Source organism: Streptomyces achromogenes subsp. achromogenes, assembly GCF_000720835.1.
GTDB lineage: Bacteria > Actinomycetota > Actinomycetes > Streptomycetales > Streptomycetaceae > Streptomyces > Streptomyces achromogenes.
Genome location: NZ_JODT01000046.1, coordinates 44,015 through 55,527, shown reverse-complemented (window position 1 = coordinate 55,527; position 11,513 = coordinate 44,015). Strand labels below are relative to the sequence as shown.

The following is an 11,513-nucleotide window of genomic DNA, read 5'->3' as shown; positions in this document are numbered from 1 at the left end:
GGTCGGCGTAGACGGCCACGCTCGCGATCCCGGCGTCCCGGCAGGCCCGGGCCACGCGGACAGCGATTTCGCCACGGTTGGCGATGAGCACCTTGCGCACGATTGAGGCTCCCTCCTTGAAACAAGCCGAGTTTAGGGACTGCCGACACGGCACTTCGACCCGTCCCCAATGGTGAGCTTGCCCACACGGAGCGTGATCCGAGGCTCGCCCGACCAGAGAAAGCCCATGTCGCACCGGGGTACGCAGGACTCCTGGGGAAAACCCTAGCCCCGCCATGTGGTCAAGGTCTCTGTGCGGGCGTGCTGCGGCCCACTCCGATTCTTTGTCGAGTCCCTACGAATGGCCCAATGATTCTTTGCTTCGGCCGGAACCCTTGTCCCGTGGTTTACCCGTTAGTAGCGTGCCCGATGTCTCGGACGTACCTGGGGTAACAGGCTGTCGGCGTGAGAGTGGGTGGGGCCCGGTGGTGCGCAGACCGGTGGCATGGGTCGTGGCGGTCGTCCTCCTCGTGGAGGCGGTGGCCGTCGTGGCGGTGAACTGGCTCCTCGGGGTCGTCGTCGACCGGCAGAAGATGTCCCTGGCCGGCCTGGACCCCGACGTCATGGCGACGTCCTCGAAGATCGGCGGAATCGTCTTCGGGCTCTACTTCGCGCTGTGCGCGCTGGTGGCCGTGCTCGTCGCGGTACGCGACCGTGCCCCGGCCGGCTTCGGCCGTGTGGTGCTGGTCAGCGCGGCCGTGGTGCACGGCCTGCTCGGCGCGTTCGCCTGGGGCCTGTTCGGCGCGGCGGCGTTCGTGTTCATGGTCGCCGTCCTCGGGCTGATCGTGCTGCTCCTGATGACGTACGACCGTGCGGCCGGCCCGCAGGGCGCGGTCCCCGGCGGCACGCCCGGGCAGGGGGCCGGGCCGGCGGCGGGGCCGGAGCCGGGTGCGGAACCCGTCGACGGGGACGCGCCGGCGGGCCGTACGCACGAGCCCCGGGACGGCGACGAGGAACCCCGGGACGCCGTTCCGCCCCAGGGCTCCGCCCACGCCCCGGTCAGCGCTCCGGCGCCCACAACTCCGTGATGCCGACGCCCAGTTCCGCCAGGAGCCGGCGGACCAGGGGCAGGCTGAGGCCGATCACGTTGCCGTGGTCGCCGTCGATGCCGTCGATGAACGGTGCCGAACGGCCGTCCAGGGTGAACGCGCCGGCCACGTGGAGGGGCTCTCCGGAGGCCACGTAGGCGGCGATCTCGGCGTCGCTGGGTTCACCGAACCGGACGACGGTGGAGGCGGTCGCCGACACGTACCGCTTGGCCTCCGTGTCCCACACGCAGTGCCCCGTCTGGAGCACCCCCGCCCGTCCGCGCATGTCCTTCCAGCGGGCGGTGGCCTCCTCGGCGTCGGCCGGCTTGCCGAGCGCCTTGCCGTCCAGCTCCAGCACCGAGTCGCAGCCGATCACCAGGGCGCCCTGCACCTCGGGCCGCGCCGCGACCACCGACGCCTTCGCCTCGGCCAGGGCGAGCGCCAGCTCCGCCGGGGTGGGCGCGGTGACGGCGTCCTCGTCGACGCCGCTCACGATGACCTCGGGGTCGAATCCGGCCTGCCGGAGCAGGCCCAGCCGGGCGGGGGACTGGGAGGCGAGCACGAGTCGCCTGCGGCGATTGGCAGTCATGCGGTCAGGTTAGCCACGGCACGCCGGGCGGCTCACCTCAGGCCGATCACGATCATCGCCAGCACCATGGCCAGCGCCATCAGGAGACCGAGCCGCCGGAGCATGTTCTGCGCCTCGCGCAGGTCCTCGGGCGGCTCGTTCTCCGGATCTGACCACAGCATGTCCCCAGCGTGCGGCCGGACCGGGGGCGGGTGCCTGAGTAGGCGTACTCAATTCGGCACCCGGGGTTCCGGCCGGCGGACGGTCAGCCCCGGCCCGGCCAGTAGGTGCGCGCCCACGACGCCGGGCCCGGCGCCGGGACGTGCCGGGCGGCGATGCGGGCCGGGTCGGACCACGCGTTCTTCGGGCCCTGCGCGCCGGACGGCGCGGAGGCCGCCGCCGCGGCGCGGGCGCGGACCACCGCCAGGGCGGCGGCCAGCTCCTCCGGGGTGGGGTTGCCTCGTACGACCTTGATGTTCATGTCCGCTCCCGGGGTCGGCGGGGCCTACAGGGGGATGTTGCCGTGCTTCTTCGGAGGCAGGGATTCCCGCTTGGTGCGCAGTTGACGCAGGCCGCGGACGATGTGCGCGCGGGTGTCGGACGGCATGATCACCGCGTCGACGTAGCCGCGCTCGGCCGCGACGTAGGGGTTGAGGAGGGTGTCCTCGTACTCCTGGATCAGCCGGGCGCGGGTGGCCTCGGCGTCGTCCGCCTCGGCGATGGTGCGGCGGTGCAGGATGTTGACCGCGCCCTGGGCGCCCATGACGGCGATCTGGGCGGTGGGCCAGGCCAGGTTGAGGTCGGCACCCAGGTGCTTGGAGCCCATGACGTCGTAGGCGCCGCCGAAGGCCTTGCGGGTGATGACGGTGATCAGCGGGACGGTGGCCTCGGCGTAGGCGTAGATCAGCTTGGCGCCGCGCCGGATGATGCCCTCGTGTTCCTGGCCGACGCCGGGCAGGAAGCCGGGGACGTCCACGAAGGTCAGCACCGGGATGTTGAAGGCGTCGCAGGTGCGTACGAAGCGGGCGGCCTTCTCGGAGGCGGCGATGTCCAGGCAGCCGGCGAACTGCATCGGCTGGTTGGCGACGACGCCGACCGGGTGGCCCTCGACCCGGCCGAAGCCGGTGAGGATGTTCGGTGCGAACAGGGCCTGGGTCTCGAAGAACTCGGCGTCGTCCAGGACGTGCTCGATCACCGTGTGCATGTCGTAGGGCTGGTTGGCGCTGTCGGGGACGAGCGTGTCCAGCTCGCGGTCCTCGTCGGTGACGGAGAGGTCCGCCTCCTCCGGGAAGACCGGGGGCTCGGAGAGGTTGTTGGACGGCAGGTACGACAGCAGCTGCTTGACGTACTCGACGGCGTCCTTCTCGTCGCCGGCCATGTGGTGGGCCACGCCGGAGGCGGTGTTGTGGGTGCGGGCGCCGCCCAGCTCCTCGAAGCCGACGTCCTCGCCGGTGACGGTCTTGATGACGTCCGGGCCGGTGATGAACATGTGGCTGGTCTGGTCGACCATGACGGTGAAGTCGGTGATGGCGGGGGAGTAGACCGCGCCGCCCGCGCACGGGCCGACGACCAGGCTGATCTGGGGGATGACGCCGGAGGCGTGGGTGTTGCGGCGGAAGATCTCGCCGTAGGCGCCGAGGGAGGCGACGCCTTCCTGGATGCGGGCGCCGCCGGAGTCGTTGATGCCGATGACCGGGCAGCCGGTCTTCAGGGCGAAGTCCATCACCTTGACGATCTTCTGGCCGTACACCTCGCCGAGGGCGCCGCCGAAGACGGTGAAGTCCTGGGAGAAGACGGCGACCGGACGGCCGTCGACGGTGCCGTAGCCGGTGACCACGCCGTCGCCGTACGGGCGGTTGCCGTCCAGGCCGAAGTTCGTGGAGCGGTGCCGGGCGAACTCGTCCAGCTCGACGAACGATCCTTCGTCCAGCAGCAGCTCGATCCGCTCACGGGCCGTCAGCTTGCCCTTGGCGTGCTGCTTTTCCACGGCGCGTTCCGAACCGGCGTGCGTGGCCTCGTGGATGCGCCGCTGGAGATCCGCGAGCTTCCCCGCGGTCGTGTGAATGTCGATCCCTTGGATCTCGTGACGCTCTTCCGGCTCGGACATCGGGATGCGGCTCCCTGCCTGCTCAAAAGGGGGGACGGTTACTCATTCGTAGAGTAGTGGTGGGGCTACCGGTCGGCAGTGCGTCGTTTACCACACCTAGGGTGGCTTGCATGACGCCGCAGAATCCATCAGACGACAGCCGCTGGTCCGACCTCGAACGCCCGCCCCTGAACGCCGCGGCGCTGCGGCGCGGGCTGGTCCGGGACGGGGGCCTGTACCGGGACATCGAGGTGGTGCCGCGGACCGGCTCCACCAACTCCGACCTCGTGGCGCGGGCCGCCGCCGGGAGCGTCGAGGAGGGGGCGGTACTGGTCGCGGAGGAGCAGACGGCGGCCCGGGGGCGGCTGGACCGGCGGTGGAGCGCGCCGCCGCGGTCCGGGCTGTTCTTCTCCGTGCTGCTCAGGCCGCGTGAGGTGCCGGTGGCGCGGTGGGGGTGGCTGCCGCTGCTCACCGGGGTCGCGGTGGCGACCGGGCTGGCGCGGGCGGCGGGCGTCGACACGGCGCTCAAATGGCCTAACGACCTGCTGGTGACCGTCGGTGGCGAGGAGCGCAAGGCCGGGGGGATCCTCGCGGAGCGGGCCGGGGACGACGGGGTCGTCATCGGCGTCGGCATCAACGTCAGCCTGCGGGCGGACGAGCTGCCGGTTCCGCAGGCGGGGTCGCTGGCGCTGGCCGGGGCGGCGGGGACGGACCGGGATCCGCTGCTGCGGGCGGTGCTGCGGGCGCTGGAGGACTGGTACGGGCGGTGGCGGGCGGCGGAGGGGGATCCCTCGGCGTGCGGGTTGCAGGAGACGTACACGGCGGGGTGCGCGACGCTCGGGCGGACGGTGCGGGCGGAGTTGCCCGGGGAGCGGTCCGTGGTGGGGGAGGCCGTGGCGCTGGACGGGGACGGGCGGTTGGTCATCGCGACCGGGGACGGGGTTCAGGAGCCGGTGGGGGCGGGGGACATCGTTCATCTGCGGCCTGCGTGACCCACCCTGGCCGGGGCTTGGGCGGGGGCTTTGGATGCGGTGCGGGGCGTCGGGTGCGGGGTGGGGGCGGGTGCCTGCGGCGCCTGTGCGGGTGTGTTCTGTGGTGCCTTCGCGTGCTGCCTCGGGTGCGGGTCGGGGGTGCGATGCCTGCGGCGCCTGTGCGGGTGGGTGGGGGTGCGCGTCGCGCCCGGGGTGCGTGGGGGAGTCGGGGCCGCGCCGGGGGGTGTCCGTCCTCGGAACGGCGCGGAATCGGTCGGTCGTAGAGGGACTCGTGTCGACGCGCCAACCGCTGCGGGCGGACACCCCCCGGCACGTCCCCTTCCCGCCGTGCGCGGCCGGCCCGCCGTCTCGCCTCCCGGCCGACGGCGACCGGGGAACTGCGCGGTCGGCCCCGCGGCCTCGGTGCCGGGAACGGTCCCGTCGGCTCAACCCGGCGGAGTGAGCTGGCGCACACCTGCCGTAGAGTTGAGGCCGGTCGAAACCTGACCGCGGCAGATCGGAAGGGCAGCAGGCGTGACCGTCGACGACACGGGCTCCGGCGCTGGCGGGGACGGCCGGGTGGATCCCCACGCCCCCGACGGCGGCGAGGACCCGCTGGCCCTGCGGCTCGAACAGCTCATCCTGGGTGCCGAGCGCCGTTACACCCCGTTCCAGGCGGCCCGTAGCGCCGGTGTCTCCATGGAGCTGGCATCCCGGTTCTGGCGGGCCATGGGATTCGCGGACATAGGGCAGGCCAAGGCCCTCACCGAGGCCGACGTGCTGGCCCTGCGGCGGCTCGCCGGTCTGGTGGAGGCGGGGCTGCTCAGCGAGGCCATGGCGGTGCAGGTGGCCCGGTCCACCGGGCAGACCACGGCCCGGCTGGCCGAGTGGCAGATCGACTCGTTCCTGGAGGGGCTGACCGAGCCCCCGGAGCCGGGCATGACCCGCACCGAGGTGACGTACCCGCTGGTCGAGCTGCTGTTGCCGGAGCTGGAGGAGTTCCTGGTCTACGTCTGGCGCCGCCAGCTCGCCGCCGCGACCGGCCGGGTCGTGCAGGCCGCCGACGACGAGGAGATGGTCGACCGCCGGCTCGCCGTCGGCTTCGCCGACCTCGTCGGTTTCACCCGGCTCACCCGCCGGATGGAGGAAGAGGAGCTGGGCGAGCTGGTCGAGGCCTTCGAGACCACCGCCGCCGACCTGGTGGCCGCCCGCGGCGGCCGGCTGATCAAGACCCTCGGTGACGAGGTGCTGTACGCGGCGGACGACGCCGGTGTGGCCGCGGACATCGCTCTGCGCCTGGTGGAGACGCTCGCGAACGACGAGACGATGCCCGAGCTGCGGGTCGGCATGGCCTTCGGCACGGTGACCACCCGTATGGGTGATGTGTTCGGTACGACGGTCAACCTCGCCTCCCGGCTGACCTCCATCGCGCCCCGGGACGCCGTCCTGGTGGACAGCGCCTTCGCCGAGGAACTGATCCGCACCGGCGAGGCCCCCGTCTCCGAGGCGGAGGCCGCCGCCGCCGAGAAGGAGGGCGAGGAGACGCCGACGTACCGCTTCGCCCTCCAGCCGATGTGGCAGCGGCCGGTGCGCGGGCTCGGCGTCGTCGAGCCGTGGCTGCTCACCCGGCGTGACGGCCGGTCCTCCTAGGCGCGGGCATCGAGCACGTCCACGCGGCGGCCGATCAGGGGCAGGCGTCACCCGGACGGGTGTGGGCCCCCGGGTCTTTTCCCGGATCGGGTACGGCTGCGATGATCGGACCCGCAGTGTGTTAACCCGCGTTAACCGGAGGGTGTCATGAGCGAGGAGCGGTACGGGGAGTTCGTGCTGGTGCGGCGGCACGGGCACGTCGCGGAGCTGGTGCTGGACCGGCCCAAGGCGATGAACGCCGTCTCCACGGAGATGGCCCGCTCCCTCGCGGGCGCGTGCGCCGCGCTCGCCGGCGACCCCGCCGCCCGGGTGGTCGTGCTGACCTCGTCGCACGAACGGGCCTTCTGTGTCGGGGCGGACCTGAAGGAGCGGAACTCCTTCACCGACGCCGACCTGGTCCGGCAGCGGCCGGTGGCGCGGGCCGCGTACACCGGGGTGCTGGAGCTGCCGATGCCGACGATCGCCGCGGTGCACGGCTTCGCGCTGGGCGGCGGTTTCGAGCTGGCCCTCTCCTGCGACCTGATCGTGGCCGACCCCACGGCCGTGGTGGGGCTGCCGGAGGTGTCCGTGGGCGTGATCCCGGGCGGCGGCGGTACGCAGCTGCTGCCCCGGCGGGTCGGGGCCGCGCGGGCCGCCGAGCTGATCTTCTCGGCCCGGCGGGTGGAGGCGGCGGAGGCCGCCCGGCTGGGGCTGGTGGACCAGCTGGTGGCGGAGGGCCGGGACCGCGAGGAGGCGCTGGCGCTCGGCGAGCGGATCGCCGGGAACTCGCCGGTGGGGCTGCGGGCCGCCAAGCGGGCGCTGCGGCTGGGCCACGGGCTGGATCTGCGGGCCGGGCTGGAGGTCGAGGACGCGGCATGGCGCTCGGTGGCCTTCTCGGGCGACCGCGCGGAGGGTGTGGCCGCCTTCAACGAGAAGCGCAAGCCGGAGTGGCCGGGGGAGTGAGGGGTGCCGGGCGGCCTTGGGCAGGGTGCGTGCCGGTCGTTTCGTCGACGGCCACCTGATCGCCGCATCGACATCCCTTGTGTCCGCATTACTCCCTAATCTGGAGTAATGGGTGAGGACAAGCGGTTCGCCGCGGTCGTGGCGCTGGCTCAGGGCATGGCGGCGGCGCACACCCCCCGGGAGTGCTGGCAGGCCGCCGCCCTCGGCGCCTGTCACGCGCTGGACGGCACCTTCGCCGCGCTGTCGGTCTGGGAGCGCGAGCTGGGCCGGCTCCGGGTCCTCGTGAACGTGGGGGAGCGGGCCGCGGACGAGGAGGAGTTCCCCGAGGCCGAGACCTATCCGGTGCACCAGTTCCCGGAGATCACCGAGTTCCTGCACGAGCGGTGGGCCGGTGGCGGGGGGCCCAACGCCTGGGTGGAGACCGCCGAGGGCGCCGCGACCGGCAGCGCCGGGTACTTCCACGAGCGGGTCGCGGCCCTGCGCCGCCGGGGGCGCGGGTGCTGTGTCGTCGCCCCCGTCGTGCTGCACGGCCGGGCCTGGGGCGAGCTGTACGTGGCCCGCGCGGCCGGCGCGCCGGTGTTCGCGCGGGCCGACTCCGACTTCGCCACCGTGCTCGCGGCCGTCGTCGCCGCCGGCCTCGCGCAGACCGAGCGGCTGGAGGAGGCCCGCCGGCTCGCCTTCACCGACGCCCTCACCGGCCTGGCCAACCGCCGGGCCGTGGACGTGTGCCTGGAGGAGGCCGTCGAGCGGCACCGCGCGGAGGGCGCGGTGGTCAGTCTGGTCGTCTGCGACCTCAACGGGCTCAAGCGGGTCAACGACACCCTCGGGCACGCCGTCGGCGACCGGCTGCTGGAGCGTTTCGGCTCGGTGCTGTCGCTGTGCGGGGCGATGGTGCCGGGTGCGCTGGTCGCGCGGCTCGGCGGGGACGAGTTCTGTCTGGTCGCGGTCGGGCCGCCCGCCGACGACGTGGTGAAGGCGGCCGACGAGCTGTGCCGCAGGGCCGGGGAGCTTCAGCCGGGGGAGGGGGTCGCGTGCGGGGTCGCCTCGACCGCGGAGGCGATCGGCGAGGTGCGCGACGCCCGGCGGCTGTTCCGGCTCGCGGACGCCGCCCAGTACCGGGCCAAGGCGCTGCGCCTGGACCGGCCGGTGGTGGCCGGCCGGGAGGGGCCCGGCGATCCGGTCGTCCGGCTGGCCGACGCACCGCCGCCCTCGCGCGCCGAGCGCCGCCGGTTCCGCGGGCGCCGGCCGTGAACGAGCGCCCGCGTCGAGCGGCGCCGGCCGTGAGACACGGGGTGGCGCCGATTCTGAGTCCTGGGTGGTGTCGGTCGTGAGGTGAAACCCACACCCTGAGGTAAGGGGTGACTCCAGTGCCCACTAGTGACACCGCCGCATTCAATGCGTACGCTCCTGAATATGGATATGCACACTGTGGTGGTGGGGACGTCCGGGGTCACGGCGTCCGACGTTCTCGCCGTGGCGCGCGGCGGTGCCCGCATCGAGCTGTCGGCGGAGGCGGTGGCGGCCCTCGCGGCGGCCCGGGAGATCGTGGACGCGCTGGCGGCCAAGCCCGACCCGGTCTACGGCGTCTCCACCGGCTTCGGCGCCCTGGCGACCCGGCACATCAGCCCGGAGCTGCGCGCCCAGTTGCAGCGCAACATCGTCCGCTCGCACGCCGCCGGCATGGGCCCCCGGGTGGAGCGTGAGGTCGTACGGGCCCTGATGTTCCTGCGGCTGAAGACCGTCTGCTCGGGTCACACCGGGGTGCGGCCCGAGGTCGCGCAGACCATGGCCGACGTGCTGAACGCCGGGATCACCCCGGTCGTGCACGAGTACGGCTCCCTGGGCTGCTCCGGCGACCTGGCCCCGCTCTCCCACTGCGCGCTCACCCTCATGGGCGAAGGCGAGGCGGAGGGCCCCGACGGGCGCGTCCGGCCCGCCGGCGAGCTGCTCGCCGAGCACGGGATCCGGCCCGTCGAGCTGCGCGAGAAGGAGGGCCTCGCCCTGCTCAACGGCACCGACGGCATGCTCGGCATGCTGGTCATGGCCCTCGCCGACCTGGACACCCTCTACAAGTCCGCCGACGTCACCGCCGCCCTCACCCTGGAGGCACTGCTCGGCAGCGACAAGGTCCTCGCGCCCGAGCTGCACGCCATCCGCCCGCACCCCGGGCAGGGCGCCAGCGCCGCCAACATGCTCGCCGTGCTGAAGGGCTCGGGGCTCACCGGGCACCACCAGGACGACGCCCCGCGCGTCCAGGACGCCTACTCCGTGCGCTGCGCCCCGCAGGTCGCCGGCGCCGGACGCGACACGATGGCGCACGCCCGCCTGGTCGCCGACCGGGAGCTGGCCTCCGCCGTGGACAACCCCGTCGTGCTGCCTGGGGGCACCTCCCAGGCTTTCGGCTCTGGGGGAGGGCGGGTGGAGTCCAACGGCAACTTCCACGGCGCGCCCGTGGCCTACGTGCTGGACTTCCTCGCCATCGCCGCCGCCGACCTCGGCTCCATCGCCGAGCGCCGCACCGACCGGCTGCTGGACAAGAACCGCAGCCACGGCCTGCCGCCGTTCCTCGCCGACGACGCCGGTGTGGACTCCGGGCTGATGATCGCCCAGTACACGCAGGCCGCGCTGGTCAGCGAGCTGAAGCGGCTCGCCGTACCGGCCTCCGCGGACTCCATCCCGTCCTCCGCGATGCAGGAGGACCACGTCTCCATGGGCTGGTCGGCCGCGCGCAAGCTGCGCACCGCCGTGGACAACCTCACCCGGGTCATCGCCATCGAGCTGTACGCGGCCACCCGCGCCATCGAGCTGCGCGAGGGACTCACCCCGGCGCCCGCCACGCAGGCCGTGATCGACGCCGTGCGCGCCGCGGGCGTGGCAGGCCCGGGACCGGACCGGTTCCTGGCGCCCGACCTGGCCGCCGCCGACGCCTTCGTGCGCGGCGGCGAGCTGGTGGCGGCCGTGGAGAAGGTCACCGGCCCGCTCCAGTGAACGACGGCGGGGCCCCGGCCGGGGCCCCGCCACAGTGGTGACGTGCCGTCACTTCAGCTTGGCGGCCTGCGCCTTCACGACCGGAGCGGAGACCGTGTAGGGCTTCTTGCCCATCATCGCGCCGATGTTGACCGTGGTGTACACCGCGAGGGTCCTGCCGTGCCGCACCACCTCGGAGTGCAGCGGCAGGGCGCCGTCCTCGGAGTCCTCGTCGGTCGCGGTGAACGCCACCGACGCGTCCCCCGTGCCGGACGGCTTCTCCGCGGCGACCTTGGTGAACTTGCCCTTCTCGCCGTCCTGCTCGCCGGAGAACCCGCCGGTGCACGCCTTGACCGCGTCCTGGAGCGAGGCCAGTCCCCGCTCGGCGCCGTCCCCCTCGTACGAGGCCAGGGTGACCACGGTGACGTCCAGGTCCATGGCCTTGGTGAACTCGTCCTTGAGGGCGCCCTCGGTCAGGTCCTCCGGGGAGCTGGGCTCGGCCGTGGGGGTCTTCTTCTCCTGCGTGGCCATGCGGCTGGTGTGCGCCACCGGGGCGCCGGGCGCGATGCCGGTGAACGCCTCGAGCACCGGCTCGCACTCGGCGTTCCCGGCCTTGACCTTGGAGCGGTCCGGGACGCCGCCCTCGACCGGCCCGACCTCGTGCCCGGGCACGTCGCCCTTGGCGATGATCAGCTTCCGCAGTTCCGCAGCGCCGAGCGTCTTCGCGGCCGGCTTCGCGGCGTCCTTGCCCGAGGCGGTCCCCGGGGCGTCCGGCTTCGTGTCGCCGCAACCGGTGACGAGGGCGAGCGAGAGCACGCTCACAGCCGCGGTGGCGCACAGCCGCACGCCCGATGATCTCTTCATGGGCGAACTATGTGGGGGCTGTCAAGTTTCAGTCAAGACAGATCAAAAACCCATGCGTTCGCGACGTACCGAGTACACGACGAAGCCGGCGCCCACCGCGAGGAACAGGCTTCCGCCGACCACGTACGGGGTGGTGTCGAAGGCGCCGGTGTCGGCCAGTTCGGCTCCCTCGGCCGCCCGGTCCGCGCCCGTGGCGGGTGCCGACACCGTTCTGACCTGAGTGACCTGCGTGGCCTGTGTGACCCGGGTGGGCGTCGAGATGGTCGCCGTCTCCTTCGCGGGAGTGTTCTGCGAGGCGTTCGCGGACGGGACGAACCACAGTGCGCACAGGAGGGTGCCCGCGGCGGTGGCGGTCAGCAACGGGCGGCGAGCGGATGACACGGAATATCGATCCCCTT

13 protein-coding genes are annotated in these 11,513 nt (G+C 73.2%); 6 read left to right on the top strand and 7 right to left on the bottom strand.

The annotated features are described in order from the left end of the window. The coding region (locus IH25_RS40230; RefSeq protein ID WP_157847070.1) for a biotin carboxylase N-terminal domain-containing protein at positions 1-100 on the bottom strand (100 nt) is incomplete at its 3' end. Between the two features lie 379 nt (positions 101-479). Here IH25_RS40230 and IH25_RS0133355 point away from each other — a divergent pair. Continuing rightward, positions 480-1,067 (top strand): hypothetical protein, encoded by a 588-nt coding sequence (locus IH25_RS0133355; RefSeq protein WP_394298458.1) that lies wholly within the window; start codon positions 480-482, stop codon positions 1,065-1,067. On the opposite strand, the gene IH25_RS0133350 is transcribed toward IH25_RS0133355, so the two are convergent. The 4 genes from IH25_RS0133350 to IH25_RS0133335 all read right to left on the bottom strand — a co-directional run bounded on the left by IH25_RS0133350 (position 1,039) and on the right by IH25_RS0133335 (position 3,742). Further along, a complete protein-coding gene (locus IH25_RS0133350) occupies positions 1,039-1,656 on the bottom strand; it encodes a Maf family protein (RefSeq protein WP_030619473.1) in 618 nt (205 codons plus the stop codon). The genes IH25_RS0133355 and IH25_RS0133350 overlap by 29 nt on opposite strands. A 32-nt stretch (positions 1,657-1,688) precedes the next feature. Then, on the bottom strand, positions 1,689-1,817 hold the full coding sequence (mmpB, locus tag IH25_RS42900) for a morphogenic membrane protein MmpB (RefSeq protein WP_268696069.1): 129 nt from the start codon (positions 1,815-1,817) through the stop codon (positions 1,689-1,691). A gap of 83 nt (positions 1,818-1,900) precedes the next feature. Beyond that, positions 1,901-2,116, bottom strand: coding sequence for an acyl-CoA carboxylase epsilon subunit (locus tag IH25_RS0133340; protein WP_030619470.1), 216 nt, complete (start codon positions 2,114-2,116; stop codon positions 1,901-1,903). Between the two features lie 24 nt (positions 2,117-2,140). Continuing rightward, positions 2,141-3,742, bottom strand: coding sequence for an acyl-CoA carboxylase subunit beta (locus tag IH25_RS0133335; RefSeq protein ID WP_030619466.1), 1,602 nt, complete (start codon positions 3,740-3,742; stop codon positions 2,141-2,143). 110 nt (positions 3,743-3,852) lie between these two features. Between IH25_RS0133335 and IH25_RS0133330 the strand changes: the two genes are divergently transcribed. The 5 genes from IH25_RS0133330 to hutH all read left to right on the top strand — a co-directional run bounded on the left by IH25_RS0133330 (position 3,853) and on the right by hutH (position 10,272). Beyond that, complete coding sequence (locus IH25_RS0133330) at positions 3,853-4,713, top strand: biotin--[acetyl-CoA-carboxylase] ligase (protein ID WP_030619464.1); 861 nt, start codon at positions 3,853-3,855, stop codon at positions 4,711-4,713. A 513-nt stretch (positions 4,714-5,226) separates the two neighbouring features. After that, positions 5,227-6,342, top strand: coding sequence for an adenylate/guanylate cyclase domain-containing protein (locus IH25_RS0133325; RefSeq protein ID WP_030619463.1), 1,116 nt, complete (start codon positions 5,227-5,229; stop codon positions 6,340-6,342). Between the two features lie 147 nt (positions 6,343-6,489). Then, positions 6,490-7,284, top strand: coding sequence for an enoyl-CoA hydratase/isomerase family protein (locus tag IH25_RS0133320; protein WP_030619460.1), 795 nt, complete (start codon positions 6,490-6,492; stop codon positions 7,282-7,284). A gap of 108 nt (positions 7,285-7,392) precedes the next feature. Continuing rightward, positions 7,393-8,535: a GGDEF domain-containing protein gene (locus tag IH25_RS0133315; RefSeq protein WP_030619457.1), complete on the top strand. Its 1,143-nt coding sequence runs from the start codon at positions 7,393-7,395 to the stop codon at positions 8,533-8,535. A gap of 168 nt (positions 8,536-8,703) precedes the next feature. Continuing rightward, the gene (gene hutH, locus IH25_RS0133310; protein WP_030619443.1) at positions 8,704-10,272 is read left to right on the top strand and encodes a histidine ammonia-lyase; all 1,569 of its coding nucleotides are present in this window, start codon (positions 8,704-8,706) and stop codon (positions 10,270-10,272) included. Between the two features lie 48 nt (positions 10,273-10,320). On the opposite strand, the gene IH25_RS0133305 is transcribed toward hutH, so the two are convergent. Then, positions 10,321-11,115 (bottom strand): hypothetical protein, encoded by a 795-nt coding sequence (locus IH25_RS0133305; protein ID WP_245172964.1) that lies wholly within the window; start codon positions 11,113-11,115, stop codon positions 10,321-10,323. Between the two features lie 42 nt (positions 11,116-11,157). Further along, a complete protein-coding gene (locus IH25_RS0133300; RefSeq protein WP_030619438.1) occupies positions 11,158-11,496 on the bottom strand; it encodes an LAETG motif-containing sortase-dependent surface protein in 339 nt (112 codons plus the stop codon). Positions 11,497-11,513 lie beyond the last annotated feature (17 nt).

Excerpts from the sequence above, each read along its gene's own strand:
- mmpB (WP_268696069.1), bottom strand. The coding sequence starts at position 1,817 with ATGCTGTGGTCAGATCCGGAGAACGAGCCGCCCGAGGACCTGCGCGAG.
- IH25_RS0133340 (WP_030619470.1), bottom strand. The coding sequence starts at position 2,116 with ATGAACATCAAGGTCGTACGAGGCAACCCCACCCCGGAGGAGCTGGCC.
- IH25_RS0133315 (WP_030619457.1), top strand. The coding sequence starts at position 7,393 with ATGGGTGAGGACAAGCGGTTCGCCGCGGTCGTGGCGCTGGCTCAGGGC.
- IH25_RS0133330 (WP_030619464.1), top strand. The coding sequence starts at position 3,853 with ATGACGCCGCAGAATCCATCAGACGACAGCCGCTGGTCCGACCTCGAA.
- IH25_RS0133320 (WP_030619460.1), top strand. The coding sequence starts at position 6,490 with ATGAGCGAGGAGCGGTACGGGGAGTTCGTGCTGGTGCGGCGGCACGGG.
- hutH (WP_030619443.1), top strand. The coding sequence starts at position 8,704 with ATGCACACTGTGGTGGTGGGGACGTCCGGGGTCACGGCGTCCGACGTT.
- IH25_RS0133335 (WP_030619466.1), bottom strand. The coding sequence starts at position 3,742 with ATGTCCGAGCCGGAAGAGCGTCACGAGATCCAAGGGATCGACATTCAC.
- IH25_RS0133305 (WP_245172964.1), bottom strand. The coding sequence starts at position 11,115 with ATGAAGAGATCATCGGGCGTGCGGCTGTGCGCCACCGCGGCTGTGAGC.
- IH25_RS0133350 (WP_030619473.1), bottom strand. The coding sequence starts at position 1,656 with ATGACTGCCAATCGCCGCAGGCGACTCGTGCTCGCCTCCCAGTCCCCC.